Origin of the sequence: Bradyrhizobium sp. th-b2, from assembly GCF_000426785.1 — a bacterium.
In the GTDB taxonomy this organism is placed as follows: Bacteria; Pseudomonadota; Alphaproteobacteria; order Rhizobiales; family Xanthobacteraceae; genus Bradyrhizobium; species Bradyrhizobium septentrionale.
Genome location: NZ_AUGA01000001.1, coordinates 319,526 through 345,713 on the forward strand (window position 1 = coordinate 319,526; position 26,188 = coordinate 345,713).

The 26,188-nt window shown below is 64.2% G+C and carries 23 protein-coding genes; 14 read left to right on the plus strand and 9 right to left on the minus strand.

Going from position 1 to position 26,188, the window contains the following annotated elements; translation table 11 throughout:
• Positions 1-6 precede the first annotated feature (6 nt).
• On the minus strand, positions 7-837 hold the full coding sequence (locus K359_RS0101580; protein WP_029077754.1) for a sterol desaturase family protein: 831 nt from the start codon (positions 835-837) through the stop codon (positions 7-9).
• Positions 838-1,120: 283 nt separating this feature from the next.
• Between K359_RS0101580 and K359_RS0101585 the strand changes: the two genes are divergently transcribed.
• The 9 genes from K359_RS0101585 to K359_RS0101625 all read left to right on the plus strand — a co-directional run bounded on the left by K359_RS0101585 (position 1,121) and on the right by K359_RS0101625 (position 9,875).
• Complete coding sequence (locus tag K359_RS0101585; RefSeq protein ID WP_016842642.1) at positions 1,121-1,285, plus strand: Flp family type IVb pilin; 165 nt, start codon at positions 1,121-1,123, stop codon at positions 1,283-1,285.
• A 172-nt stretch (positions 1,286-1,457) separates the two neighbouring features.
• Positions 1,458-1,982: a prepilin peptidase gene (locus K359_RS0101590; protein WP_029077755.1), complete on the plus strand. Its 525-nt coding sequence runs from the start codon at positions 1,458-1,460 to the stop codon at positions 1,980-1,982.
• Between the two features lie 127 nt (positions 1,983-2,109).
• Entirely contained in the window at positions 2,110-2,904 is a 795-nt protein-coding gene (gene cpaB, locus K359_RS0101595) for a Flp pilus assembly protein CpaB (protein ID WP_029077756.1), read from the plus strand.
• Between the two features lie 2 nt (positions 2,905-2,906).
• Entirely contained in the window at positions 2,907-4,391 is a 1,485-nt protein-coding gene (locus K359_RS0101600; RefSeq protein ID WP_156928305.1) for a type II and III secretion system protein family protein, read from the plus strand.
• Positions 4,392-4,399: 8 nt separating this feature from the next.
• A complete protein-coding gene (locus tag K359_RS0101605; protein ID WP_029077758.1) occupies positions 4,400-5,149 on the plus strand; it encodes a CpaD family pilus assembly protein in 750 nt (249 codons plus the stop codon).
• The gene (locus K359_RS0101610) at positions 5,146-6,414 is read left to right on the plus strand and encodes an AAA family ATPase (RefSeq protein WP_029077759.1); all 1,269 of its coding nucleotides are present in this window, start codon (positions 5,146-5,148) and stop codon (positions 6,412-6,414) included. Before K359_RS0101605 ends, K359_RS0101610 begins: the two co-directional genes overlap by 4 nt.
• 24 nt (positions 6,415-6,438) lie before the next feature.
• Positions 6,439-7,902 (plus strand): CpaF family protein, encoded by a 1,464-nt coding sequence (locus K359_RS0101615; protein WP_029077760.1) that lies wholly within the window; start codon positions 6,439-6,441, stop codon positions 7,900-7,902.
• Positions 7,903-7,913: 11 nt separating this feature from the next.
• On the plus strand, positions 7,914-8,891 hold the full coding sequence (locus K359_RS0101620) for a type II secretion system F family protein (RefSeq protein ID WP_029077761.1): 978 nt from the start codon (positions 7,914-7,916) through the stop codon (positions 8,889-8,891).
• A gap of 9 nt (positions 8,892-8,900) precedes the next feature.
• Positions 8,901-9,875, plus strand: a complete 975-nt coding sequence (locus tag K359_RS0101625; RefSeq protein WP_029077762.1) for a type II secretion system F family protein — start codon at positions 8,901-8,903, stop codon at positions 9,873-9,875.
• A gap of 172 nt (positions 9,876-10,047) precedes the next feature.
• Here K359_RS0101625 and K359_RS0101630 read toward each other — a convergent pair whose 3' ends face one another.
• Complete coding sequence (locus K359_RS0101630) at positions 10,048-10,845, minus strand: tetratricopeptide repeat protein (RefSeq protein WP_029077763.1); 798 nt, start codon at positions 10,843-10,845, stop codon at positions 10,048-10,050.
• Positions 10,846-11,037: 192 nt separating this feature from the next.
• On the opposite strand from K359_RS0101630, the gene K359_RS0101635 reads away from it, so the two are divergent.
• Both K359_RS0101635 and K359_RS0101640 read left to right on the plus strand, forming a co-directional pair.
• Entirely contained in the window at positions 11,038-12,417 is a 1,380-nt protein-coding gene (locus tag K359_RS0101635; RefSeq protein ID WP_029077764.1) for a M17 family metallopeptidase, read from the plus strand.
• Positions 12,410-13,252 (plus strand): NlpC/P60 family protein, encoded by an 843-nt coding sequence (locus tag K359_RS0101640; RefSeq protein WP_029077765.1) that lies wholly within the window; start codon positions 12,410-12,412, stop codon positions 13,250-13,252. The genes K359_RS0101635 and K359_RS0101640 overlap by 8 nt, the downstream gene beginning before the upstream one ends.
• A gap of 107 nt (positions 13,253-13,359) precedes the next feature.
• Here the strand turns inward: K359_RS0101640 and K359_RS0101645 are convergent, their stop codons facing one another.
• The 6 genes from K359_RS0101645 to K359_RS0101670 form a co-directional block, all read right to left on the minus strand.
• Positions 13,360-14,985: an ABC transporter ATP-binding protein gene (locus K359_RS0101645; protein WP_029077766.1), complete on the minus strand. Its 1,626-nt coding sequence runs from the start codon at positions 14,983-14,985 to the stop codon at positions 13,360-13,362.
• 3 nt (positions 14,986-14,988) lie between these two features.
• Positions 14,989-16,173: an ABC transporter permease gene (locus tag K359_RS0101650; protein ID WP_029077767.1), complete on the minus strand. Its 1,185-nt coding sequence runs from the start codon at positions 16,171-16,173 to the stop codon at positions 14,989-14,991.
• Entirely contained in the window at positions 16,173-17,282 is a 1,110-nt protein-coding gene (locus tag K359_RS0101655) for a microcin C ABC transporter permease YejB (protein ID WP_029077768.1), read from the minus strand. The genes K359_RS0101650 and K359_RS0101655 overlap by 1 nt, the downstream gene beginning before the upstream one ends.
• Before the next feature lie 3 nt (positions 17,283-17,285).
• A complete protein-coding gene (locus K359_RS0101660) occupies positions 17,286-19,160 on the minus strand; it encodes an extracellular solute-binding protein (RefSeq protein WP_029077769.1) in 1,875 nt (624 codons plus the stop codon).
• 16 nt (positions 19,161-19,176) lie between these two features.
• The gene (locus K359_RS0101665; RefSeq protein ID WP_029077770.1) at positions 19,177-21,078 is read right to left on the minus strand and encodes an extracellular solute-binding protein; all 1,902 of its coding nucleotides are present in this window, start codon (positions 21,076-21,078) and stop codon (positions 19,177-19,179) included.
• Positions 21,079-21,293: 215 nt separating this feature from the next.
• A complete protein-coding gene (locus tag K359_RS0101670; RefSeq protein ID WP_029077771.1) occupies positions 21,294-21,839 on the minus strand; it encodes a cytochrome c family protein in 546 nt (181 codons plus the stop codon).
• Positions 21,840-22,039: 200 nt separating this feature from the next.
• On the opposite strand from K359_RS0101670, the gene K359_RS0101675 reads away from it, so the two are divergent.
• On the plus strand, positions 22,040-22,780 hold the full coding sequence (locus K359_RS0101675) for a 3-deoxy-manno-octulosonate cytidylyltransferase (RefSeq protein ID WP_029077772.1): 741 nt from the start codon (positions 22,040-22,042) through the stop codon (positions 22,778-22,780).
• A gap of 33 nt (positions 22,781-22,813) precedes the next feature.
• A complete protein-coding gene (locus K359_RS0101680; RefSeq protein WP_029077773.1) occupies positions 22,814-23,674 on the plus strand; it encodes a prephenate dehydratase in 861 nt (286 codons plus the stop codon).
• A 187-nt stretch (positions 23,675-23,861) separates the two neighbouring features.
• On the opposite strand, the gene K359_RS0101685 is transcribed toward K359_RS0101680, so the two are convergent.
• Complete coding sequence (locus K359_RS0101685) at positions 23,862-24,881, minus strand: LLM class flavin-dependent oxidoreductase (protein ID WP_029077774.1); 1,020 nt, start codon at positions 24,879-24,881, stop codon at positions 23,862-23,864.
• Positions 24,882-25,270: 389 nt separating this feature from the next.
• Between K359_RS0101685 and metF the strand changes: the two genes are divergently transcribed.
• Entirely contained in the window at positions 25,271-26,185 is a 915-nt protein-coding gene (gene metF, locus K359_RS0101690) for a methylenetetrahydrofolate reductase [NAD(P)H] (protein WP_029077775.1), read from the plus strand.
• Positions 26,186-26,188: the final 3 nt, after the last annotated feature.

Below are 26,188 nucleotides of genomic sequence, written 5' to 3' on the forward strand. Positions count from 1 at the left end.
ACGACGTCAATGCCGGAACGGATAGGCCAGCTGTCCGCCGATCTCGGCCGGGACGCCCTGCTCGGCGTCGACGCCGTAATCCTCCGGAAGCTTGCCTTCGGGCATGCGGAACGTCCCGAACAGGATGTCCCAGAGCGGAAACGTGCCCGCGAAATTGGTGTCGCCGCCTTCCTCGAGCGCGGTGTGATGCCAGCGATGAAACACCGGCGTCGCGATCACATATTTGAACGGGCCGAGTGTCCAGTTCAAGTTGGCGTGGACGAAGGCCGAATGGAATGTGGTGAACGGGCCGACCCACAGCATGATGTTCGGCGAGATGCCGGCCATCAGCAGAATCACGTCGACCGTGATCGTGCCGATCAGGAGATTGACGGGATGGAAGCGCGCCGCCGAAATCCATTCGAGGTCTTCGGAGGAGTGATGAATGGCGTGGTACTTCCAGAAGCCGCCGCCGTGAAACATCCGGTGCAGCCAATACAGCATGAAGTCCGAGGCGACCAGGAAGACGATCGACTGCAGCCAGAGCGGAAGCTGCGACAGCGGACCGTGCCCGTTCTCGTAGAACGCGATGAGATCGTCGGCGCCGTGCACGTTGAAGACCGCGGCCGCGCCGACCACCAGGAGTCCGATGCGCAGCACGCGGGCGAACACCGGCACGAAGAACCAGTAGCAGATGTCAGTGACCAGCTCACGCTTCTGCCACCACGGCTTGCCGGGATTGCAGGCCCAGAAGTGGGTCAGCACGCTGAAGAACAATGCGAGGCCGATCGTGATCGGCACCACCCTCATCATCGTCTGGCCGAGCATCTCGATGACTTCAAGCGGAAGGGTGGACATGACAGCCTCATTCTACGGAAGCCTCATGGGTATAGATGTGCGCTTAAGGAGCCGTGAATAGACCCAGGCCGCGGCCGGCCTCGGTAACAATCTGCAATTTTGGCGAGCCGCTTAATGCCAAATTTACTTTGCGCAACAACAGCGGGTTCCCCCAGAGTTTATGCGATCAAATTAACTGCACCGAAATCGTCGAACCGTAGGGTGCCGCCATGGTCACGGTGCTGAGAACGCCGGCCAGACCAAACCTAGTTCGACCAGCCACGTGTACACAGGAGTGAATTTTATGAAGAACCTCGTTTCGCGCTTCGTGAAGGATGAGTCGGGCGCGACCGCCATCGAATACGGCCTGATTGCGACCGGCATCGCCATCGCGATCATCGCTGCGGTCAACGGCGTCGGCACGAAACTCTCGGGTACCTTCAACTCGATCTCGGGCTCGCTGAAGTAAGCCGGTTCCGACGAGTTCGCATCAAAGGTCCCGGCAACCCCGGGACCTTTGCTATTTGTCGGGCTCCAATTGCCGGCCGCCTTCGAAGCGGCCGGCAGTCCTTTCCCGATTGTTCACCAATGGCCGCTAGCGTCGGGTCTCGACCGCAGCTCCAGCTTGACGGCATGAATCCATGATCCTCGACATCGCACGCTTGATGCTGTTTCCGGCCCTGATGGCCTTCGCGGCGGCGAGCGATCTCCTGACCATGACGATCCCGAACCGGATCTCGCTGGCACTGGCGGCCGGCTTCTTCGTGCTGGCGCCGCTGACCGGGATGGGCGTCCACGACATTCTTACCCATGCCGGCGCAGGCGCGCTGGTGCTGGTGGTGGCGTTCGGCATGTTCGCGATGGGCTGGGTCGGCGGCGGCGACGCCAAGGTCGCGGCCGCAGCCAGCCTGTGGTTCGGGTTCGAGCATCTGCTGCCTTATCTGGTGTTTGCGTCGCTGTTCGGCGGTGCGTTGACCGTGCTGCTGTTGCAGCTCCGGCAATGGCCCCTGCCCTACCCGCTCGCGTCCCAGGCCTGGCTCAGCCGGCTGCACGACAAGCAGACCGGAATTCCCTACGGCATCGCACTCGCCCTCGGCGCCCTGCTGATCTATCCCGAGACGGACTGGATCAAGACGATCGATCTCGCGCACTTCGCGATGCGCTGAGAAAGCAGCGGTAACCGCTCGTTAAGGCGATTTAGATACGCCTCATTAACCATGCTTTGACGAATAGCTGGTCAACTCCCATCACGGCGGCGGCAGCGTCGCGGCGTCATGTGGAAAGTGAAGCGTAATGGATAAGGCCCGCATTCTGGTCCTGGCAATTGCAGGCTGCGCCGGCCTTGCGGCGCTCTATTTGGCAAGCGGAGGCGACGACAAGCCGGCGGCGCCTCCCCCGGTCGCGCAGCTGCCTACCGTCGACATCCTGGTCGCGAAAGCCGACATCGGCCTCGGCCAGGCGGTGAAGCCCGAGGATCTGCAGTGGCAGACCTGGCCGGCGGCGACCGCCAGCGCCAGCTTCATGCGCAGGGACAGCAACGCCGAAGCCATCAAGGACGTCACCGGCTCGATCGCCCGTGCCCCCTTCATCCAGGGCGAGCCGATTCGCGAGCAGAAGCTCGTCAAGGCGGACGGAAGCGGTTTCATGGCTGCGATCCTGCCGACCGGCATGCGGGCGGTATCGACCGAGATCTCACCGGAGACGGGCGCCGGCGGCTTCATCCTGCCGAATGACCGGGTCGACGTCCTGCTGTCGAAGCGGGACAAGAATCCTGACCGCAATGGCGCCGACATCGTCAATTCCGAGGTCATCCTGACCAATATCCGGGTGCTCGCGATCGATCAGGCTCCTAAGGAGAAGGACGGCACCAACGCACTGATCGGCAAAACGGTGACGCTGGAGCTGAAGCCCGAGCAGACCGAGACGCTGGCGCGCGCGCGCCAGAGCGGCATCCTGTCGCTGGCGCTGCGCAGCATCGTCGACGTCAACGCGACCGACGTCAGGACCGACGACAACCCCCAAAAGCGCGGTGAGACGATCAACGTCATCCGCTTTGGCGTTGCCAACCAGGCAACGATGCAGAAGTGATCATGAGGACAGACGTGATGAAGGGCGGGGCAACTCAACGGACGATGCGGGCCTACATGGTCCGCGCATTGTCGTTCTCGGCGGTCGCAGCGCTCACGCTCAACCCGGCGCTGACGCCGGTGGTAGCGAGCGACTACCGCGCCGCCGCCGCCCCTGCCGCGGCCGATGGTCAGATGAACGCCCGTTTCCTTGCGCTCGGCGTCGGCAAATCAGTGGTGATCGATCTACCCAGGGACATCAAGGACGTCCTGGTCGCCGATCCGAAGATCGCCAACGCCGTGGTCCGCTCGGCGCAACGCGCCTACATCATCGGCGCGACGGTCGGCCAGACCAACATCGTGTTCTTCGATGCCGCCGGCCAGCAGATCGCGGCCTATGACATCGCGGTCAAACGCGACCTCAACGGGGTCCGTGCGGCGCTGCGTCAGGCAATGCCGAATTCCGACATCCAGATCGAGGGCGTCGGAGAGGGCGTCGTGCTGAGCGGCAGTGCGGCGAGCCCGGTCGAGGCGCAGCAGGCCGGCGAGATGGCCGCCCGGCTGGTCGGCAGCACCGACAAGGTCGTGAATTCCATCACGGTTCGCGGCCGTGACCAGGTGATGTTGAAAGTCACAGTTGCCGAAGTCTCGCGCAGCCTGATCAAGCAGCTCGGCATCGACCTCACCGCAAATCTCAATTACGGCACAGCGGTGGTGAAATTCGCCAACGCCAACCCGTTTACGGCGAACAACGCAGCGCTGGTGCCCAACAACGCCATCACCACCGCGTTCGGGTCGGCGCCCTCGGTCTCCGCAACGATCCGCGCCATGGAAAGCGCCGGCGTCGTCCGCACGCTCGCCGAGCCGAACCTGACCGCGATCTCAGGCGAATCAGCCACCTTCATCTCCGGCGGCGAATTTCCAATTCCAACCGGCGTGACCTGTCAGACCACGACGAGCGGCGCGATCGGACAGTGCGTTCAGACCGTCAGCTTCAAGAAATTCGGCATTTCGCTCAACTTCACGCCGGTGGTGCTGACCGAGGGCCGGATCAGCCTGCGCGTGATGACGGAAGTGTCGGAAGTCTCGACCGAGAACTCGCTCACCGGCGGCGCGAACGGAACGACGATCCCTTCGATCAAGACCCGCCGCGCAGAGACCACGCTGGAAATTCCATCGGGCGGCTCGATGGCGATGGCCGGCCTGATCCAGGACCAGACCAAGCAGGCGATCAACGGCCTTCCCGGGCTGTCGACGCTGCCGGTGCTCGGCACGCTGTTCCGCAGCCGCGACTTCGTCAACAACCAGACCGAAATGATGGTGCTGGTGACGCCCTATATCGTTCGCGCGGTGGCGCAGAAGGACCTGTCGCGTCCGGATGACGGTTTCGCCAATGCGTCGGATCCGCAGGCCGACCTGCTGGGCAGCATTAATCGCGTCTACGGCGTGCCGGGCCGGACCGAGCCGGCGCGGAATTACCGCGGCACCTACGGCTTTATCACGGACTGAGGCGGACGATGACACAGACCACATCCAGGACACCCGCCGGTACCAAGCGCCCGATCGCTATCGCAGCGGCGCTCGTCGGCGTTGCCGTGACGCTCGGCGCCTGCCAGCACGCCGCCGACAACAGTTTCGCGATGGACGCCCCCGCCGACTATCGCCAGCGTCATCCGATCTCGGTGACCGAGGCTGATCGCTCGATCGTGGTGTTCGTCGGCCGCAGCCGCGGCGGCCTGACCGCGGATCAGCGCGCCTCGGTGATGGAGATGGCAGGGGACTGGATGCGCGAGGGAACCGGCGCCGTGACGATCGACGTTCCGGTCGACACGCCGAACGCCCGGCCCGCCCAGGAATCCCTGCGCGAGATCCAGGCCACCTTCGCCGCCGCCGGCGTGCCGCCGCGCGGGATGCTCGTTCGCAAATATCACCCCGACGATCCGCGGATGATGCCGGCGATCCGGGTGAACTATCCAAAGATGAAGGCCACCGCGGGGCCGTGCGGCCTCTGGCCGGACGACCTCGGCCCGTCGATCCACAACAGGGCCTACATCGAGAACCAGCAGTACTACAATTTCGGCTGCGCCAATCAGCGCAACCTCGCCGCCATGGTCGAAAACCCGTCTGACCTCGTGCAGCCGCGCGCGGAGACCCCTGCCTACACGTCGCGTCGCAATATCGCCTTTGACAAGTATCGCAAGGGCACCACCACCGCCACGACGTATCCCGAGTCCGACAGGGCCAAGCTAAGCGATACAGGAAAATGATCACCTACGCGCAGCAAAACTCCGAAGAGCAGCCGGACGCCACGTCGCAAGCCGTGGACGACCATATTGCTCCGGCGCCACGGGTTTCGGTTCAGGCGTTCTGCGAAACGGTCGAGACCGCCGCCGCCGTGCAGTCGGCCGGCGAGGATCGCCGGCTGGCCAAGGCTCACCTCAAGATCCAGATGGGCGGCATGGCCGCCGCCGTCGAGGCCTATCGCTCGGCGCCAACGCCCAACGTCATCATCCTCGAGACCGAGGGCCGCGGCGACATCCTGACCGGCCTCGATCAGCTCGCCACGGTCTGCGATGCCGGCACCCGCGTGGTCGTGATCGGCCGCGTCAACGACGTCACGCTGTATCGCGAGCTGGTGCGCCGCGGCGTCAGCGACTATGTGATCGCGCCGGCCCATGCAATCGACGTGGTGCGCGCGGTCTGCAACCTGTTCTCGGCGCCGGAAGCCAAGGCGGTCGGCCGCATCGTCGCCGTCGTCGGCGCCAAGGGCGGCGTCGGCGCCTCGACGATTGCCCACAATGTCGCCTGGGCGATCGCCCGCGATCTGGCGCTGGATTCCGTTGTCGCCGACCTCGACCTCGCGTTCGGCACCGCCGGCCTCAACTACAACCAGGATCCGGCGCAAGGCATCGCGGACGCCGTGTTCTCGCCGGACCGCGTCGATACCGCCTTCGTCGACCGCCTGCTGTCGAAATGCACCGACCATCTGAGCCTGCTGGCGGCGCCGGCCACGCTCGACAAGGTCTACGATTTCGGCGCCGAAGCGTTCGATGCGATCTTCGATACGCTGCGCACCACGATGCCCTGCATCGTGCTCGACGTACCGCACCAATGGTCTGGCTGGACCAAGCGCGCATTGATCGCGGCCGACGACATCCTGATCGTGGCGGCGCCCGATCTCGCCAATCTGCGTAACGCCAAGAACATGTTCGACCTCCTGAAGGCGTCCCGGCCCAACGACCGCGCGCCGCTGTACTGCCTCAACCAGGTCGGCGTGCCGAAACGGCCGGAGATCGCTGCGGGCGAGTTCGCCAAGGCGATCGAAAGCCAGCCGATCGCCGCAATCCCGTTCGATCCGCAGATCTTCGGTTCGGCTGCCAACAACGGCCAGATGATCGCGGAAATCTCCGCCAATCACCGCGCGGTCGAGATGTTCCTGCAGATGGCGCAGCGGCTGACAGGCCGCGGCGAGACCAAGAAGCCGCGGGGGTCCTTCCTGTCGCCCCTGCTCGAAAAGCTGCGGTCCAAATAGTGGCCCGCGTGGAGTCAAGACGTCGTGTTTGGTAAGCGTAGCGGAAACGATGGGGACGTGCGGGCACCCAAGCCCGCCTTTCAGGCGCCGGAGCCCGCCGGCGCGCCGCCGATGGCGCGCGAGTCCGTCGCGCCCACGATCTCGTCACCGCCGCTGGCCCCGGCCAAGCCGCCGCCGGCTCCAATCGTCGAAGCCCGCCGCTCGGACAACTATTATCAGGTCAAGGCGACGATCTTCGGCGCCCTGATCGAGGCGATCGACCTTGCCCAGCTCGCCAAGCTGGACAGCGAGTCCGCGCGCGAGGAAATCCGCGACATCGTCAACGAGATCATCGCGATCAAGAACATCGTGATGTCGATCGCCGAACAGGAAGAGCTGCTCGACGACATCTGCAACGATGTGCTCGGCTACGGACCGCTGGAGCCCTTGCTGTCGCGCGACGACATCGCCGACATCATGGTCAACGGCGCCGGCACCGTGTTCATCGAAGTCGCCGGCAAGATCCAGCGCACCGGCATCCGCTTTCGCGACAACCAGCAGCTGCTCAACATCTGTCAGCGCATCGTCAGCCAGGTCGGCCGGCGCGTCGACGAATCCTCGCCGATCTGCGACGCCCGCCTCGCCGACGGCTCGCGCGTCAATGCCATCGTACCGCCGCTGGCGATCGACGGGCCTGCGCTGACCATCCGCAAATTCAAGAAGGACAAGCTGACGCTGGACCAGCTCGTCAAGTTCGGCGCGATCACGCCGGAAGGGGCGACCATCCTGCAGATCATCGGCCGGGTCCGCTGCAACGTGATCATCTCAGGCGGTACCGGCTCCGGCAAGACCACGCTGCTGAACTGCCTGACCAACTATATCGAGCACGACGAGCGCATTATCACCTGCGAAGACGCCGCCGAACTCCAGCTGCAGCAGCCGCATGTGGTGCGGCTGGAAACCCGGCCGCCGAACATCGAGGGCGAGGGCCAGGTGACGATGCGCGAACTGGTGCGCAACTGCCTGCGTATGCGCCCGGAGCGGATCATCGTCGGCGAAGTCCGCGGACCAGAGGCGTTCGACCTGTTGCAGGCGATGAACACCGGCCACGACGGCTCGATGGGCACGCTGCACGCCAACAATCCGCGCGAAGCACTGTCGCGCTGCGAATCCATGATCACGATGGGCGGCTTCTCGCTTCCGTCGCGCACCATCCGCGAGATGATCTGCGCCTCGGTCGACATCATCGTGCAGGCTGCGCGCCTGCGCGACGGCTCGCGCCGCATCACGCACATCACCGAGGTGATGGGTATGGAAGGCGATACCATCATCACCCAGGATGTCTTCCTCTACGACGTGGTCGGGGAAGACGCCAACGGCAAGATCATCGGCAAGCACCGCTCGACCGGCATCGGCCGGCCACGCTTCTGGGAGCGTGCGCGCTACTACAATGAAGAGAAGCGGCTTGCGGCGGCGCTCGACGCCTCCGACGCGCCGGCGCCGGTCTAGGGGAACGCAGGATGCAGACGCAAACCGTTGCCCTGGCCTTCCTCGCCGCCACGACCGTGGGCGGCATCGCCTGGGTCTTCCTTTATCCCTACCTGTCGGGAGAGAAGAAGGCCGAGTCGCGCCGCGCATCGGTGGCGCGCAGCGAGCCTGCAGCAGCACGAAATGTCGACCGCACGCAACGCTCGCGCCGCGAGCAGGTCGAGGGATCGTTGAAGGAGCTCGAGGCGCGGCGGCAGAAGGACAGGAAAGTCCCGCTCGGCATGCGCATCTCGCAGGCCGGACTGGAATGGTCCGAGCAGAAATTCTGGATAATCTCCGGAGCCCTCGGCCTGTTCGGATTCGGCGCGGCATTTCTGGCCGGCGGAGGCATGCTCGGCGCGGCCGGCATCGGGTTTGCCATGGGTCTCGGCGTACCGCGCTGGCTGCTCGGCTGGCTGAAGAAGCGGCGGGAGAAGGCCTTCCTGCGGGCGCTGCCCGACGCCGTCGACGTCATCGTGCGCGGCATCAAGGCCGGCCTGCCGCTGTTCGAATCGCTCAAGGCGGTCGTCAACGACGCATCGGAGCCGTTGCGCAGCGAGTTCCTCGCGATCATCGAGACCCAGGCGATCGGCATGCCCCTCGGCGAGGCCTGTTCCCGGCTCTATGAGCGCATGCCGCTGCCGGAAGCAAACTTCTTCGGCATCGTGATCGCGATCCAGCAGAAGTCCGGCGGCAATCTGTCGGAAGCGCTCGGCAATTTGTCCAAGGTGCTGCGCGACCGCAAGAAGATGGCCGAGAAGATCCAGGCGATGTCGATGGAAGCCAAGGCCTCCGCCGCCATCATCGGCTCGCTGCCGCCGATCGTGATGATCCTCGTGTTCCTCACGACCCCCGACTACATCGCGCTGCTGTGGACCAACTCGATGGGCCAGCTGATGCTGGTCGCCTGCGCCGTCTGGATGTCGATGGGCGTGCTGGTGATGAAGAAGATGATCAATTTCGATTTCTGACGGTGCAGCATGATTGATTTCCTTATCGCCAAGCTCCACGACGTCAGGTTCATGACCATGCTGCTTGCCTTCTTCGCGGCAAGCGCGACGGTCTACACACTGGTGATGCCGCTGCTCGCCGGCGGTGATCTCGACAAGCGCATGAAGGCGGTCGCCAGCGAGCGCGAACGTCTCCGGCAGCGCGAACGCGATAGGCTCTCCAAGTCGGAGAAGGTGACGCTGCGGCAGACGCCGAAGCAGGCCGTTTCCAGGATGGTCGATGACCTCAACCTCACCAAATGGCTGGCCCAGGAAGCGGCGCTCGACAAGCTGGTGATGGCCGGCTATCGCGGCCACGCCCCGTACGTCTATTTCCTGGCAGCCCGCGCGGCGACGCCGGTCGTGATGCTGCTCGCCGCGATCATCTATACGTTCTTCATCGCCGGCGCGACCTGGTCGCTCACGCTGAAGATCGGCATTTGCGTCGGCGCGGCCTATGCCGGCCTCCAGGCCCCGATGCTGTTCCTGAAGAACGCGATCTCCAAGCGTCAGCTCCAGATCAAGCGTGCCTTCCCTGATTCGCTCGACCTGCTGCTGATCTGCATCGAGTCGGGCATGTCGGTCGAGGTCGCCTTCCGCAAGGTCGCCAACGAGATCGTCGGACAGTCGGTCGCGCTGTCGGAGGAGTTCGCGCTGACGACCGCGGAATTGTCCTACCTGCAGGACCGCAGGACCGCCTACGAGAATTTGGCGCGCCGCACCGGGCTCGAGGGCGTGAAGTCGGTGTGCATGGCCCTGCAGCAATCCGAACGCTACGGCACGCCGCTCGGCCAGAGCCTGCGCGTGATGGCGCAGGAAAACCGCGACATGCGCATGAACGAGGCCGAGAAGAAGGCGGCTTCACTGCCGCCCAAGCTGACCGTGCCGATGATCCTGTTCTTCCTGCCCTGCCTGTTCATCGTGATCCTCGGGCCGTCCTACATCAAGATCGCTACGATGCATTGAGCGGCGCCGCCGCGCCGACCGCCTTCTCCTTCCCCCTGAAAGGGGGAAGGCCGGCATGGGGGTCAGCCACAGGCGACGCTGCCCGTGGAGAGAGATGATCCCCACCCGCTTTGCTCTGACGAGCAAAGCGACCTCCCCTTTTCAAGGGGAGGTATGGAAGTTGCCGTGTTGGCTAGTCGTCCTTGGCGACGACAGGGGCGGCGCGCGATGCGGTTCGCGGCCCGTCCTTGCGGTTCAGCATGTCGCGGAGATAGGCGACGTTGGCCGCCGCCTCGTCTGCCGGCAGGTCGGCCTTGACGATGGTTTCGGCCTCCGCGAAGCGGCCCTGAAGGCCGACCACGAGCGCAAGGTTCTGCCTGATACGGGTGTCGGCGCGGGCGCTGGCATAGGCCTGGCGCAACGTCTCTTCCGCTTTCGGCAATTCCTTGGTCAGCATGTAGGACAGGCCGAGATTGGACAGCACCGACGGCTCGTCCGGAGCCAGCCGCAGCGCGCTTGCGTAATAGCGCCGCGCCTCCTCGTGCCGGTTCATCTTGTCGAGCGTGGTTCCCTGCACCGACAGGATCCGCCAGTCCGGATTGTCCGGGCTGTGGGCGCGGCTCAGCACATCGAACGCAGCCTGCGAATTGCCGTTGTCGGCCAGCGCGCGGCCATAGGCGGCGAGCAGCGTCTTGTTGCCGGGATTGGCGATCGTGGCCTGCTCCAGCATGGCGCAGGCCTGCGAGCGCTGTCCGCTCATGCGCAACGCCTGGCCGTAGGCGATCGCGGCGTCGACATCCTTGGGATTCTTGCGATAACGCTCGCCATAGACTTCGGCGGCACGGCGCGGATCATCGGGCACCGGATCCGACTTGGACGCAATCGATCCCGTCACGTCAGACATGGTCTGGCAACCGCCAAGGCCAGCGGCGAGGACCGCCACGAGGGCCGCGGAAGCGAGATGCCGGGTCAAATTGGACTGTCGACACATGGCACTGTGACTCACGAAATCAGGCGAATGGATCCAGCCGAGCGTGCCAGCAATAGACTGTTAACCCTAACGTCTGGTTAACTGGGCGGGCCCGGTTCCGTTTCCGCACGTCGCGTGAACCGCTCGTGCGCTACCATCCACCGCGAAAGGCGTGTAGTAGCCACCCACGACGCCAGAACAGCCGAGAGCCGCATGCCATCCGTGTTCGAGACCGCAACCGCCGCCGCCGTCACACCGATCACCTTCGTCACCAAATCGACATGGGATGCGGTCCGGAGCGAACTGCCGGCGGCGGCGCGCCAGTTCGCGGAGGCGAATGGCTTTGAGGCCAAGCCCGGCAAGTCCCTCGCCTTGCCGGCCGCCGACGGCAGCATCGCGCAGGTGCTGTTCGGCCTCGAGGACGCCAGTGGCCGATCGCCCGATCCGTTCAGGGCCGGCGCCCTGCCCGGCCTGCTGCCGCCGGGCGTCTATCGCTTCGCCAACGCGCCGCATGACACGCGGCTCGCCGCGCTCGCCTTCGCGCTCGGCTGCTATCGCTTCGCTCGCTATCGCACCAACAAGACGCCGGAGGTTCGCCTGGTGCTGCCCGACGGCGTCGATGCCGCCGAGATCACACGGATGGCGGATGCGGCGACGCTCGCGCGCGACCTCATCAACACGCCGTCCAACGACATGGGGCCGGCCGAGCTCGCCGAGGTGGCCCGCGACCTCGCGACACGGTTCGGCGCCGACTTCACTTGCATCAGCGGCGACGAGCTGGCGCAGAATTTTCCGCTGATCCACGCCGTCGGCATGGCATCGACCCGCGCGCCGCGGCTGATCGACCTGAGCTGGGGCGATCCGGCCCATCCGAAGGTGACGCTGGTCGGCAAGGGCGTCTGCTTCGACACCGGCGGGCTCGATCTCAAGCCGTCCAGCGGCATGCTGTTGATGAAGAAGGACATGGGCGGCGCCGCCAACGTGCTGGCGCTGGCGCAGATGGTCATGGACGCGAAGCTGAAGGTGCGGCTGCGCGTGCTGATCCCGGCGGTCGAGAACGCGGTCGCCGGCAATGCGTTCCGCCCGCTCGACATCTTCAGGTCGCGCAAGGGCATCACCGTCGAGATCGGCAACACCGACGCCGAAGGACGGCTGGTGCTCGCTGACGCGCTGGCCCTTGCCGACGAGGAGCAGCCCGATCTGCTGGTCGATCTGGGCACGCTGACCGGTGCGGCGCGCGTGGCGCTGGGCCCGGATTTGCCGCCGTTCTACACCAATGACGAGACGCTGGCCGGCGACGTCGCAGCCCATGCGAAGCGCGAGAACGATCCGCTGTGGCGCATGCCGCTGTGGCCGGCCTACGATGCCTGGCTCGACTCCAAAACCGCCGACATCACCAATGCACCGTCAGGCGGTTTCGCCGGCTCGATCACCTGCGCGCTGTTCCTGCAGCGCTTTGTCGAGCAGGCGAGAAGCTGGCTGCATGTCGACATCTACGGCTGGACGCCATCCGCAAAACCCGGCCGCCCCGAAGGCGGCGAGTGCCAGGCCGCACGCGCAATCTATAAATTGTTGAGCCAGCGCTATGCATGATGTCAGACTGACGCCGGCCCGCGACGACGTCGCCGCAAAATATCTGGAGGGCAAGGTCAAGGCCGCGCGCTTCGTTGACGGCGAGGTATTCGAAGTCAGCGACGCCATCGCCCCGTTGCGTCATGCGCCTGCGGCCGATGCCGAGCAGATGACGCAGGCGCTCAAGGGCGAGCGCGTCACGGTGTACGATCGTAATAGCGAAGGCTGGGCCTGGGGCCAGCTCGCCGATGACGGCTATGTCGGCTGGATCCCCGAGGCCGCGCTGACCAAGCCCGGCGCGACGCCGACGCACAAGGTGGCGGTGCTGCGCACGCTGGCGTTTCCGGGGCCGTCGATCAAGCTACCGCCGGTCGAGGCGCTGGCGATGGGCACGAAGCTTGCGATCGTCCGCGAGGACGGTCCGTTCGCGGTGACCCGCGAGGGTTGGCACCTGCCGCGCCGGCATGTTGCGCCGCTCGACGCGATGGCGCCGGATTCTGTCGCGATCGCCGAGCAATTCGTCGGTGCGCCCTATCTGTGGGGCGGCAAATCGAGCCTCGGCATCGACTGCTCCGGCCTGGTGCAGATCGCGCTGACCGCCGCCGGCACCGGCTGCCCGCGCGACAGCGACATGCAGCAGGAAGGGCTCGGCCGCGAATTGACCGCGGCGGAATCAAAGCATCTGCAACGCGGCGACCTGATCTTCTGGAAGGGCCATGTCGCCATCGCGCGCGATGCGACCACAATCGTGCACGCCAACGCGCATCACATGGCAACGGCAGTGGAGAACACGCAGGCCGCCATCGCGCGGATCAAGGCCGCCGGCAGCGGCGTCCTGGCGATCAAGCGGCTTTAGCGAGATGTCGTAGGATGGGTAGAGCGCAGCGAAACCCATCAGGCTGCAACCGCGTGGCCCGATGATGGGTTTCGCTTCGCTCTACCCATCCTACAACAGCTACAGAGTTACGTCGCCACGGCCGCCCCGCCGGCCGCTTCGATGCGGAAGGCGGCGGCGAACAGCGCACGGGTGTAGTCGCTCTTGGGGTTCTTGAAGAGCTCGGAGGCCGGCCCCTCCTCCTCGACCTTGCCGGATTTCATCACGATCAGATGGCTCGCGAGCGAGGCCACCACGCGCAGATCGTGCGAGATGAACATGTAGGTGAGGTCACGCTTGCGCTGCAGGTCGCGCAGCAGGTCGACCATCTGGGCCTGGAGCAGCATGTCGAGCGCACTGGTCGGCTCGTCCAGCACGACGAAGTTCGGCTCCAGCACCACCGCGCGCGCGATCGAGATGCGCTGGCGCTGGCCGCCGGAGAACTCGTGCGGATAGCGGAAACGCCACTCGGGATCGAGGCCGACATCCTTGAGCGCCTTGATCACCCGCACCTCGCGCTCCTCGCGCGACAGCTGCTTCTGGTGCACTTCAAGCCCCTCGGCGATGATGTCAGCCACCGACATGCGCGGGCTGAGCGAGCCGAACGGGTCCTGGAACACGATCTGCATGTCGAGGCGGAACGGCAGCATCTGCTTGAAGCGCAGGCCCTGGATGTCCTTGCCGAGGAACACGATCGGACCATCCGACGAGATCAGCCTGAGCAGCGCGAGCCCAAGCGTGGTCTTGCCGGAGCCGGATTCGCCGACCACGCCGAGCGTCTCGCCCTTGCGCACGGCGAGACTGACGCCATCGACCGCCTTGATGTGGCCGACGGTCGAGCGCAACAGCCCGCGCTTGATCGGAAACCAGACCTTGAGATTGTCCGTCGATATCACGACCGGCGCATCGGGCTGCGGCGGCGCCGGGTCGGGCTTCGGCTCGGCCGCTAGCAGCGCCTTGGTATAGGCGTGCTTCGGCGCGGTGAAGACCTGCTCGACCGGGCCCTGCTCGACGATCTTGCCGCTGTTCATGACGCAGACCGTGTCGGCGATACGGCGGACGATGCCGAGGTCGTGGGTGATGAACAACAGGCTCATGCCGAGCCGCGCGCGTATCTCCGCCAGCAAAGCCAGGATCTGCGCCTGCACGGTGACGTCGAGCGCGGTGGTCGGTTCGTCCGCGATCAACAGATCGGGCTCGTTGGCGAGCGCCATCGCGATCATCACGCGCTGGCGCTGGCCGCCGGACAATTGGTGCGGATAACTCTTGAGCCGTGTCTCCGGCTCGGGGATGCCGACCTGGCCCAATAGCTCCAGCGTCCGCTCCCTCGCCGCCGCACCGCTAATGCCGCTGTGCAACGACAGGATCTCGCCGATCTGGGATTCGATGGTGTGGAGCGGATTGAGCGAGGTCATCGGCTCCTGGAAGATGATCGAGATGTCGTTGCCACGAATCCCGCGCATCTCGCGTTCCGACGATCCCAGGAGATCGCGGCCCTTGAAACGGATCGCCCCGGAGGGATGTGACGCCGCCGGATAGGGCAGCAGCCTCAATACCGACAGCGCGCTAACCGATTTTCCCGAGCCGGACTCGCCCACCAGCGCCGTGCATTCGCCGCGCTTGATCGAGAAGGAGACACGATCGACCGCAAGCGAGCGGCCGAAGGCGACGGAGAGGTCGCTGACGTCGAGCAGAGGCTGATTGGTCGCGTCCATGCGTCAGCCCTTCGAGAATGTCTTGCGCGGATCGAAGGCGTCGCGCGCGGCTTCGCCGATGAAGATCAGGAGCGACAGCATGATCGCAACCGAGAAGAAGCCGGTGAGGCCAAGCCACGGCGCCTGCACGTTGGCCTTGCCCTGCGACAGCAATTCACCGAGCGAGGGCGAGCCGGGTGGCAGGCCGAAGCCGAGGAAATCCAGCGCCGTCAGCGTCATCACCGAGGACGAGACGATGAAGGGCAGGAACGTCATGGTCGCGACCATCGCGTTCGGCAGCAAATGGCGGAACATGATCACGCGGTTGGAGACGCCGAGCGCGCGCGCCGCCTGGATGTATTCGAAGTTGCGGCCGCGCAGGAACTCGGCCCGCACCAGGCCGACCAGCGAGACCCACGAGAACAGCAGGAGGATGCCGAGCAGGATGAAGAAGCCCGGCGGCAGCACCGCCGAGATGATCAGCAGCAGATAGAGCGAGGGGATCGCGGTCCAGATTTCGATGAATCGCTGGAAGCCAAGATCGATCCAGCCGCCGAAATAGCCCTGCACGCCGCCGGCGGCGATGCCGATGATCGAGGACAGGATGGTCAGCGTCAGGCCGAACAGCACCGAGATGCGGAAGCCGTAGATCAGCCGCGCGACGACGTCGCGGCCCTGATCGTCGGTGCCGAGCCAGTTGTATTCGAGGTCGCGGCAGCCGGTCAGGCCCTTGCGCTTCACCACGTCCTTGCACTGCGCTTCGGTCAGGAGCCAGGTCGGCTTCGACGGCACCGCGGTCGGCGGGTCGAGGTTGCGGCTGTCGTAGGAGTAACGGATCGGCGGCCAGATCATGCTGCCGCCCTTGGCGGCGATCTGCTTCTGCAAGTACGGATCGCGATAGTCGGCCGCGGTCTCGAAGTCGCCGCCGAAGGTGGTCTCTGCGTAGGTGAACACCACCGGCCAGTAGAGACGGCCGTCATATTTGACGACCAGCGGCTTGTCGTTGGCAATGAAATTGGCGAACAACGACAGCACGAACAGCACGAGGAAGATCCAGAACGACCAGTAGCCGCGGCGGTTGGCCTTGAAGTTCTGCCAGCGGCGCTTGTTGAGCGGCGACGGCGCAAAGCCGTGACGCGTGGCGGGCACGGCCTCGCCGAGCGGCGATTGCGTCGTGGTTTCGACCGGCTGGGGCGCGAGCATCGTCATCAGACCTCCCGCGCCTCAAAGTCGATCCTGGGATCGATCCACATATAGGCGAGGTCGGACAGCAGATTGACCACCAATCCGACCAGCGAGAAGATGAACAGCGTTCCGAACACCACCGGATAGTCGCGGTTCAAGACGCTCTCGAAGCCGAGCAGGCCGAGCCCGTCGAGCGAGAAGATGGTCTCGATCAACAGCGAGCCGGAGAAGAACGCGTGGATGAACGCGCCCGGGAAGCCCGCGATCACGATCAGCATGGCGTTGCGGAAGATATGGCCGTACAGCACCTGACCCTCGCTGCAGCCCTTGGCGCGCGCGGTCATCACATATTGCTTGCGGATCTCGTCGAGGAACGAGTTCTTGGTGAGCAAGGTCATGGTGGCGAAGGCGCCGAGCGCCATCGACACCAGCGGCAGCGTCAGATGCCAGAAATAGTCGATGATCTTCCAGTACCAGGGAAACTGCGCCCAGCCGTCCGAGGTCAGGCCGCGCAGCGGGAAGATGTTGAGGAACGAGCCGCCGGCGAACAGCACAATCAGGAGGATCGCAAACAGGAAGCCCGGTATCGCAAAGCCGACGATGATCACGGCCGAGGTCCAGGTGTCGAACCGCGACCCATCCTTGACCGCCTTGCGGATGCCGAGCGGGATCGAGATCAGATAGGTCAGCAGCGTCATCCAGATGCCGAGCGACATCGAGACCGGCAGCTTTTCCTTGATCAGCTGCAGCACGCTGACGCTGCGGAAATAGCTGCTGCCGAAGTCGAAGCGCGCAAAATTCCACACCATCAGCGCGAACCGCTCCGGCGCCGGCTTGTCGAAGCCGAACTGCACCTCGAGCTTCTTGATGAAATCCGGATCGAGTCCCTGCGCGCCGCGATATTTCGAGTTGGTGGCACCGGCTGCGCCCGCGCCCTGGCCGCGCTGCGCGCCGAAATCGCCGCCGCCACCCGACACGCGCGAAGTGCCGCCGGTGTCGGCGCCGTTGATCTGCGCGATGACGCGCTCGACCGGCCCGCCTGGCGCGAATTGCACGACCACGAAGGAGACGAACAGGATGCCGAGCAGCGTCGGCAGCATCAGGAAGATACGTCGGGCGATATAGGCGCTCATCGGCTATTTCTTCGCCTGTTCGAGCTTTGCGGCCTTGGCCGCATCATACCACCAGTTCTCTGGCGCCCCGACGCCCTGGGTATATTTCGCCAGCTTCTCGGTATGACCGAACTGGTCCCAATAGGCGACCGGATGCGTGTTGCGGTACCATTGCGGCACCCAGTAACGGCCGGCGCGGAACACGCGGTCGAACGCACGGCAGGCAATCGTCAGCTCCTGGCGATTATTGGCGCCGATGATCTTCTCGATCAGGGCATCGATTGCGGGATTGGCGATACCTGCGAGATTGTAGGAGCCCTTGGTCTTCGCCGCCTGCGAGGAGAAGAACGGCCGCATGCTGTCGCCAGGTGTCGCCGAAAAGTTGAAGCGCTCCATGGTCATGTCGAAGTCAAAATCTTCCACCCGCGCGCGGCGCTGCACGGCGTCGACGAGGCGGAATGTAGCCTCGATGCCGAGCGTGCCGAGGTTCTTGATGTAGGGCCCATGGTGCGGCTGCAGCGAGGGCTCATCGTTGAGGAATTCGATGGTGAGGGGCTCGCCGTTCGGCAGCACGCGCTTGCCGTCCTTGATGACGCAGCCGGCCTCGTTGAGCAGTTGTACCGCCTTGCGCAGCAGCGCGCGGTCCTGGCCGGAGCCGTCGGACATCGGCGGCACGAAGGGCAGGCCGAACACCTCGTCGGGCACCTGGCCGCGGAACGGCTCGAGCAGCGCAAGCTCTTCGGGCGGCGGCGGTCCCTCGGCCACCATGTCCGAATTCTGGAACGGCGACACGGTGCGCGCATAGGCATCGTACATGATGGTCTTGTTGGTCCACTCGAAGTCGAAGGCGTAGATCAGCGCCTCACGCACGCGTGGATCCTTGAACTTGTCGCGGCGCGTGTTGATGAACCAGCCTTGCGCGCCGGACGGCGTGTCGTCCGGTAGCGTCTCGCGCTTGACGCGGCCATCCTTTACCGCGGGGAAATCGTAGCGCGTCGCCCAGACGCGCGCGGTGAACTCCTCGCGGAACAAATAGCTCTTCGAGGTGAAGCCCTCGAACGCCACATCGCGGTCGCGATAGAATTCATAGCGTACGGTGTCGAAATTGTAGCTGCCGCGATTGACCGGAAGGTCGGCGCCCCACCAATCCTTGAGGCGGTCGAATTCGACGTAGCGGTTGACCTCGAACCTGCCGACCTTGTACGGCCCCGAGCCGAGCGGCGTATCGAGCGTCGATTCCTCGAACGATCGTGCCGCGTAATAGGCCTTGGAGAAGATCGGCAGGCCCGCGACATAGAGCGGCACGTCGCGGGCGCGGCCCGCTGCGAAGGTCACCACCACAGTCGCGTCATCGGGCGCCTCAGCCTTGACGAAGTCGCGCAGCTGCACCTGGATCAGCGGGTGACCTTTTTCCTTCAGCGTGTTGAGCGAGAAGGCGGCGTCCTGCGCCGTCAGCTTGGTGCCGTCATGGAAGCGCGCCTCGGGACGCATGGTGAAGCGATAGGTCAGCTTGTCCGGCGAGATCTGCACCGACTTCGCGGCATAGCCGTACATCGCATCGGGCTCGTCATTGGCGCGCGACATCAGCGTCGCGAACGTCATGTCCATGCCCTGCGCGCCTTCGCCCTTCAGGACATAGGCGTTCAACGAATTGAAGGTGAAGTAGGACTGGTTGTAACCGCGCACCCACGGAATCACCGAGAACGCGCCACCCTTCGGCGCTTTCACATTGACATAGTCGAACTGCTGAAAATCCGCCGGATATTTCAGGTCGCCGAACACCGACATGCCGTGCATCTCGGTTCCGTTGTCGGCTGCCGCCGGCGCAGCACGCAATCCTGCAGCACTCAATGCACCGATGCCGAGACCGAGTGCGTGCCGACGGGTAAACAGCGCCATGCGCGAATCCTTAATCTTATGAACGCTTGAGCTTGGCCGCTCTGTCGGCGTCGTACCACCAGATCGCCGGGAATCCCGATTGGCCATATTTGGGCAATTCTGCCGGACGGCCGAAGCGATCCCAGCGCGCTGTACGCACCTTCGGATAATTCCATTGCGGAACGACGTAATGGTTCCATAGTAACACGCGATCGAGCGCCTTCGTCGCGGCAACGAGATCTTCGCGATCCGTCGCAAAAATCACCCGCTCGATCAGTTTGTCGACCACCGGGCTCTTGATGCCGGCAATATTGCGCGATCCGGCGTTGTCTGCAGCCTTCGATCCCCAGTATTCGCGCTGCTCGTTGCCGGGTGACAGGGATTCCCCCCAAGACGCGACCACGATGTCGAAATCCCAACTGCGAAGCCGATTTTCGTATTGGATCGGGTCGATCGTGCGCACTGTGATCGAAAATCCGAGCCGCTCGAGTGCCGGCTTGTAGGCCAGCATGATCCTTTCGAAATTCGGATCCTCACTCAACAGTTCGATAGAGAACGGTTCTCCGCTCTTGGAATCCACGAGCTTCCGGTCTCGTACTTCGTAGCCGGCCTCCTTGAGCAGACGTGATGCTTCGCGGAGATTTTCGCGCACGGCCTCGGGATTGCCACCGACCGGGTTGGTATAGACCGTTGTGAATGCTTCGGCTGGCACCTGATCACGCAGTGATTCAAGGATGGCAAGTTCCTTGCCTTGCGGCAGCCCAGTCGCCATCAATTCCTCGGCGCCATCAAAGTAGCTAATGATGCGCTTGTATTGGCCGAAGAACAGTAGTTTGTTGACTTCCTCGAAGTCGAACGCGTAGTTCAGAGCCCGGCGAACACGCGGATCCTTGAATTTGGCACGGCGCTGATTCGGAACAAAGGCCTGCATGACGCCTGAACTGCGGTTCGGAAACTCTTCCAGCACCACACGCTTGTCGCTGACGGCCGGAAAATCATAGGCAGTCGCCCATGCCTTCGCGCTGTTCTCCAAACGCCAATCGATCTGATCGCCCTTGAATGCCTCGATCGCAACCGTCGGATCCCTGAAGTACTCGTAGCGAAGTTCGTCGAAGTTGTTGCGCCCCACGTTGATCGCGAGGTCGCGCGCCCAATGGTCCTTGACGCGTTCCAGAGTCACGGTCCGTCCTGCGACAAACTCCTTGATCCGATACGGTCCCGACCCAAGCGGCTGCTCCAGCGTTGTCGCGGAGATATCGCGCCTGCGGCCTTGGCCATCGGTGCCTTCCCACCAGTGCTTGGGCAAGATCGTGAGTTGGCCCACGATCTGCGGCAATTCGCGGTTACCTGGCATATCGAAGACGAATTTTACTTCATGATCGCTAAGCTTCTCCGCTCTCACCACATGGCTGTAATAGGCGGAAAACATCGGGTGATGCGCCTTGAAGGCGTCGAGCGAGAAGATCACGTCTTCCGGAGTAACCGGTGCTCCGTCATGCCACTTTGCCTGAGGGCGCAGACGGTAAACGACGTAGGAGAAGTCGTCGGGGTAACTTGCGGCCTCCGCCAGCGATCCGTACTCCGTTGAGACTTCGTCGAGCGAAGCCGTCGTCAGCGATTCATAAATGAAGGCCACAGCGCCTGCGATGGAGCCTTTCACACCCGAGACGACGATGTTGAAATTATCAAAAGTGCCAATTGAGATTTGCCGGACAAGACCTCCCTTCGGTGCATCCGGATTGACGTAGTCAAATCGCTTGAAGTCAGCCGCGTATTTGACGTTGCCGAAGAGCGAGAGGCCGTGTCGCCATTTAAGCCCGTTGGGGGCGTCGTCGGCGAGCGCCGGCGTGATCGCCGAGATGCCGGGGTTAAGTCCGAGCGCCGGAGCCATTGCCGCCAGTGCGCTGCCTTGAAGTAGGTGTCGTCGGGTGATCGCCAAATTCGCTCTTCCTGCTTGCGGCCCCGCTTACATGGGACCCAATATAAGGCAACGGTTCGACAAATTACGTTGCTTTTTCCTCATGATGTCAGCCCGGGAACAATATCGGTGCGGCGAAACGTCCCGATAACAACTCTGCGACAGCAGATTCCGCATGCGAAAACGGCCAGGCATTGCCTGGCCGTTTCATCCACATGCTTGCGCGAAGCAAATCGTTACTTCGAAGCGGTCGGGATCGGAGCCGGATGCTCCGAGTTCGAATTTAGATAGGCGATGATGTCGGCGCGCTCGCTGTCCTTCGGAACGCCGGCGAAGCCCATCGCGGTGCCCGGGATGAAGCCCTTCGGATTGGTCAGGAACTTGTTGAGGTCGTCGAAGCTCCAGTTGCCGCCCTTGGCCTTCATGGCCGCCGAGAAATTGAAGCCACGGCCTTCGCCCCTGGCCTCGTTCACGACGCCGAACAGGTTCGGACCGACGCGGTTGGGACCGCCCTTCTCGAAGGTATGGCAGGCCTGGCACTTCTTGGCGGCCGCCGCGCCCTTCTCGACCGAGGCGGTCTGCAGCAGCTTCTCGATCGGCTCGGATGCGGCCGCAGCCGCCTCGCCGCCACCATGGGACTCTTCCTTCACCGCGATCTCAAAGCCCGGCTTTTCCGGCAGCTTCGCGGAAAACACCGATCCGGCGGCAAAGCTCATCACCAGGACGACGATGCAGGTGCCGAGAAGCGCACCGAGAATTTTGTTGAGTTCGAAGGAGTCCATTTCGGGTCAGGCTCCGGGCCTTGAATGTCGACTTCAGGCCGGGAATTACGGCCGCGGGAAAGACCTGGGAATCGGCCTTATCGCACCGCCCCAAGCAGGGTTGAGATATCGGTTTGCCCGCGCTCTGGCAACCCGTATAAACGCGCCGAATTCAACCTCCTCCCCGCCAATTTCCGCAGGCCGGACGGGCCCCGACACGAATGACCCAATCCCGCACCCTGGTGCTGATTCCGGCCCGCATGGCCGCCACCCGACTGCCCGGCAAGCCGCTGCTCGATATCGCGGGCGCGCCGATGATCGTCCACGTGCTGCGGCGGGCCGAGGAGGCCGGGATCGGCCGGGTCGCGGTCGCCACCGATGCGGTCGAGATCGCTGAAGCGGTGAAGGCTGCCGGCGGCGAGGTCGTGATGACCCGCGCCGACCATCCCTCCGGCTCGGACCGGATTCATGAAGCAATGACGACCCTCGACCCGGACGGCCGTGCCGAGATCGTGGTCAATCTGCAGGGCGATTTTCCGACCATCACCTCTGAGACCATCCGCAGCGTGATGCCGGCGCTCGACGATCCCGCGGTCGAAATCTCGACCCTGGCCTCGCGCATCCATACCGAGGAGGAGGATCGGGCCCCCAGCGTCGTCAAGGCGGTGGGCTCGCCGATCGGGGCAAATCGTTTGCGCGCGCTGTATTTTACCCGCGCCACGGCGCCCCATGGCGACGGACCGCGCTACCATCATATCGGCCTCTACGCCTACCGCCGGGCCGCTTTGCAGCGCTTCGTGGCGCTGCCGCCCTCGCCGCTGGAGCAGCAGGAGAAGCTCGAGCAGCTGCGCGCGCTGGAGGCCGGGATGCGGATCGACATCACCATCGTCGACACCGTCCCGCGCGGCGTCGACACCCCGGCCGATCTCGAAACCGCCCGCAGAATACTTTCCAAAGCCTGACCGGGTGCTAAAAGGCGCCGCAGGAAAGAACCCATGACCAAGAAGCTGAAAATCGCATTCCAGGGCGAGCCTGGCGCCAATTCCCATATCGCGATCGTCGAGGCCTATCCCGACGCCGAGCCGATGCCCTGCGCGACCTTCGAGGACGCGCTGGCCGCGATCGCCTCGGGCGAGGCCGATCTCGGCATGATCCCGATCGAGAACTCGGTCGCCGGCCGCGTCGCCGACATCCACCATCTCTTGCCCGCCTCGGGCCTGTTCATCGTCGGCGAATGGTTTTTGCCGGTCCGCCACCAGCTGATGGCGGTCAAGGGCACCAAGCTCGCCGACATCAAGAGCGTGGAGAGCCATGTCCATGCGCTCGGCCAGTGCCGGCGCATCATCCGCAAGCTCGGCATCCGGCCGATCGTCGCCGGCGATACCGCCGGCAGCGCCCGCGATATCTCCGAGCGCGGCGACAAGAGCGTTGCGGCGATCGCCTCCCGCCTCGCCGCCGAGATCTATGGCCTCGACATTCTCTCTGAGGACATCGAGGACGAGGCCCACAACACCACCCGCTTCGTGGTGCTGGCGCGCGAGGCCAGATGGGCGGCGCAGGGCTCGGGGCCGCTGGTCACCACTTTTGTGTTCCGGGTGCGCAACCTGCCGGCCGCGCTCTACAAGGCGATGGGCGGCTTTGCCACCAACGGCGTCAACATGACCAAGCTCGAGAGCTACATGGTCGACGGCAATTTCTTTGCCACGCAGTTTTACGCGGACGTCGACGGCCATCCTGACGACCGCGGACTCGCCTTTGCGCTGGAAGAATTGAAATTCTTCTCGCGCGAATTCCGCATCGTCGGCGTCTATCCCGGCCATCCGTTCCGCGCCACCTTCAGCGAGAAGGCGGACTGAGTCGCACGCACTGTCCTCCATACGTCGTCCCGGCCTAGTGCGCAATTGCGCACGGGGGCCGGGACCCATAGCCACCGGCTTGGGTTGTGGGAGGGATAGCGGCCCCAGCGAAGCGTAGCAACTTTGATTCGTGGTAATGGGTCCCGGCCCCCGTGCGCAATTGCGCACTAGGCCGGGACGACGATCATTACGCGGCTTCCTTTTTCGTAAGCCCGAACGCCTCGGCAAGCAGGCTGTAGGACTTCTTCCGCGCGTCGTGATCGTAGACCGCGGTGATCACCATCAGCTCGTCCGCCTGGCTCGCCGCGAGCAGCGGCTGCAGCTTGGTCATCACGGTTGCAGGGCTGCCGACGAACAAGCGGGCGCGGTTGCGCGCGATCGAGGCACGCTCGGCGTCGGTGTAGGGATAGGCTTGCGCCTCCTCGACGCTCGGCAGCGGCAGATACTGGCCGCGGTCGCGGCGCAGCCGGTTGAGGTCCATCGACATCGCGAGTTGCTCGGCTGCCGCGTCGGTCTCCGCCGTGACGACCGCGACCGCCAGGATCGATTGCGGCGTGGCGCGCCAGCCCGACGGCTTGAAATGCGCACGGTAATTCGTCATCGCCGCAACAGCGTCATGGGTTGCGAAATGATGCGCGAATGCAAAGCCCATCCCGACCTGCGCGGCGAGCTCGGCGGAATAGTCGCTCGAGCCCAGCAGCCAGATCGGCGGCAGCGGCGAATCATCCGGCATCGCCACGACATTGTTGTAGGGATGGCCGGCCGGGAAATCGCGCGTCTCCCACAAGGTCAGCTCATGCAGCCGCTCGAGGAAATCGTCGCCCTCGCGGCGATCGAGCCGGCTGCGCAGCGCGTAGGCCGTAGCGCCGTCGGTGCCGGGCGCGCGGCCGAGGCCGAGATCGATCCGGCCGGGAAACAGCGCCTCCAGCGTCTTGAAGCGCTCGGCGATCACCAGCGGCGCATGGTTGGGCAGCATCACCCCGCCGGAGCCGACGCGGATATGCTGCGTCACCGCCGCGATCTGCCCGATCATCAGATCGGGCGCCGGGCTCGCGACGGAGGCGAGGTTGTGGTGCTCGGCGAGCCAGTAGCGTGTGTAGCCGAGACCATCGACATGGCGCGCCAGGTCGATGCTGTTGCGGAGCGCAGCGGCTGGCTTGGTACCGGTGGTGACGACGGACAGATCGAGGACGGAGAGCGGAATCATGGCCGTCAACCTAGTGTGGCGCCACGGGGCGACAAAGGCCCCGGCCGCGCAGGGCAGTCCCGCACCCGAAGGTCGGCACTCGCCGCGACGGATTTTGGGACGAAATGAAACGATTCATTGACACAGCTTACTGCCCACAACTGATTTCGACCCCAAATCAATGCAAGATCCCTATTTTATATAGATAATTCAACAAACTGTCCGCTCAGTACGTCGGACAGACGCCTGCCCATTATCCGCCTTATGTGGTCAGTTTTTGTCGCATCAGCGTATCCAATGGGCAATTTCCCATATCCGATGGGCTGTTTGATCCAACCCATTTGGCCTATCTTGCGCAGATCATATCCAGGCCAGACGTCTGCCCTCCAGTTGCGGAGCCCTTGCGTATCATGACCGAGACGATTTCCTCCGTGCCGAACGGGTATCGTGCGTCAAAGACGCCGAAAATCTCCTTCGAGTTCTTCCCGCCGAAGACCGAGGAGATGGAGCGCAATCTCTGGGAGACCATCAACCGGCTGGCGCCGCTGACGCCGAACTTCGTCTCGGTCACCTACGGCGCCGGCGGCTCGACCCGCGAGCGCACCCATTCCACCATCAGTCGCATCCTGCGCGAGACCGATCTGCTGCCGGCCGCACATCTGACCTGCGTCAGCGCCTCGCGCGGCGAGATCGACGACATCGTCGACCGCTACCATGAGGTCGGCGTCCGCCACATCGTGGCGCTGCGCGGCGATCCGCCCGGCGGCATCGGCACGCCCTACTTCACCCATCCCGACGGCTACCAGAGCTCGGCCGAGCTCGTCGCCGCCATCAAGAAGCGCCACGCCGACATCGAGATCTCGGTGTCCGCCTATCCCGAAAAGCATCCGGAAGCCGCTGACTTCGACGCCGACATCGACACATTGAAGGCCAAGGTCGACGCCGGCGCGACGCGCGCGATCACCCAGGTGTTCTTCGACAACGACCTCTACCACCGCTATGTCGACAGGGTGCGGGCGCGCGGCATCGAGATTCCGATCGTGCCGGGCATCATGCCGATGCACAATTTCAAGCAGGGCCGCAATTTCGTGACCCGCGCCGGCACCAGCGTGCCGGACTGGCTCGCCGAGAAGTTCGAGGGCCTCGACAACGACGCCGAGACCCGCAAGCTGGTCGCGGCCACCGTCGCCGCCGGTCAGGTGCAGAAGCTGTTCAAGCACGGCGTCGACACCTTCCACTTCTACACCATGAACCGCGCGGACCTCGTGTTCGCGATCAGCCATTTGCTCGGCATCCGGCCGAACGGTGCCCAGAAAGCTGCCTGACAC

Coding starts and splice junctions, on each gene's coding strand:
- K359_RS0101585 (WP_016842642.1), top strand. CDS start 1,121: ATGAAGAACCTCGTTTCGCGCTTCGTGAAGGATGAGTCGGGCGCGACC.
- K359_RS0101655 (WP_029077768.1), bottom strand. CDS start 17,282: ATGAGCGCCTATATCGCCCGACGTATCTTCCTGATGCTGCCGACGCTG.
- K359_RS0101600 (WP_156928305.1), top strand. CDS start 2,907: ATGAGGACAGACGTGATGAAGGGCGGGGCAACTCAACGGACGATGCGG.
- K359_RS0101605 (WP_029077758.1), top strand. CDS start 4,400: ATGACACAGACCACATCCAGGACACCCGCCGGTACCAAGCGCCCGATC.
- K359_RS0101660 (WP_029077769.1), bottom strand. CDS start 19,160: ATGGCGCTGTTTACCCGTCGGCACGCACTCGGTCTCGGCATCGGTGCA.
- cpaB (WP_029077756.1), top strand. CDS start 2,110: ATGGATAAGGCCCGCATTCTGGTCCTGGCAATTGCAGGCTGCGCCGGC.
- K359_RS0101680 (WP_029077773.1), top strand. CDS start 22,814: ATGACCAAGAAGCTGAAAATCGCATTCCAGGGCGAGCCTGGCGCCAAT.
- K359_RS0101580 (WP_029077754.1), bottom strand. CDS start 837: ATGTCCACCCTTCCGCTTGAAGTCATCGAGATGCTCGGCCAGACGATG.
- metF (WP_029077775.1), top strand. CDS start 25,271: ATGACCGAGACGATTTCCTCCGTGCCGAACGGGTATCGTGCGTCAAAG.
- K359_RS0101640 (WP_029077765.1), top strand. CDS start 12,410: ATGCATGATGTCAGACTGACGCCGGCCCGCGACGACGTCGCCGCAAAA.
- K359_RS0101685 (WP_029077774.1), bottom strand. CDS start 24,881: ATGATTCCGCTCTCCGTCCTCGATCTGTCCGTCGTCACCACCGGTACC.
- K359_RS0101635 (WP_029077764.1), top strand. CDS start 11,038: ATGCCATCCGTGTTCGAGACCGCAACCGCCGCCGCCGTCACACCGATC.
- K359_RS0101650 (WP_029077767.1), bottom strand. CDS start 16,173: ATGACGATGCTCGCGCCCCAGCCGGTCGAAACCACGACGCAATCGCCG.
- K359_RS0101625 (WP_029077762.1), top strand. CDS start 8,901: ATGATTGATTTCCTTATCGCCAAGCTCCACGACGTCAGGTTCATGACC.
- K359_RS0101590 (WP_029077755.1), top strand. CDS start 1,458: ATGATCCTCGACATCGCACGCTTGATGCTGTTTCCGGCCCTGATGGCC.
- K359_RS0101645 (WP_029077766.1), bottom strand. CDS start 14,985: ATGGACGCGACCAATCAGCCTCTGCTCGACGTCAGCGACCTCTCCGTC.
- K359_RS0101670 (WP_029077771.1), bottom strand. CDS start 21,839: ATGGACTCCTTCGAACTCAACAAAATTCTCGGTGCGCTTCTCGGCACC.
- K359_RS0101610 (WP_029077759.1), top strand. CDS start 5,146: ATGATCACCTACGCGCAGCAAAACTCCGAAGAGCAGCCGGACGCCACG.
- K359_RS0101630 (WP_029077763.1), bottom strand. CDS start 10,845: ATGTGTCGACAGTCCAATTTGACCCGGCATCTCGCTTCCGCGGCCCTC.
- K359_RS0101675 (WP_029077772.1), top strand. CDS start 22,040: ATGACCCAATCCCGCACCCTGGTGCTGATTCCGGCCCGCATGGCCGCC.
- K359_RS0101620 (WP_029077761.1), top strand. CDS start 7,914: ATGCAGACGCAAACCGTTGCCCTGGCCTTCCTCGCCGCCACGACCGTG.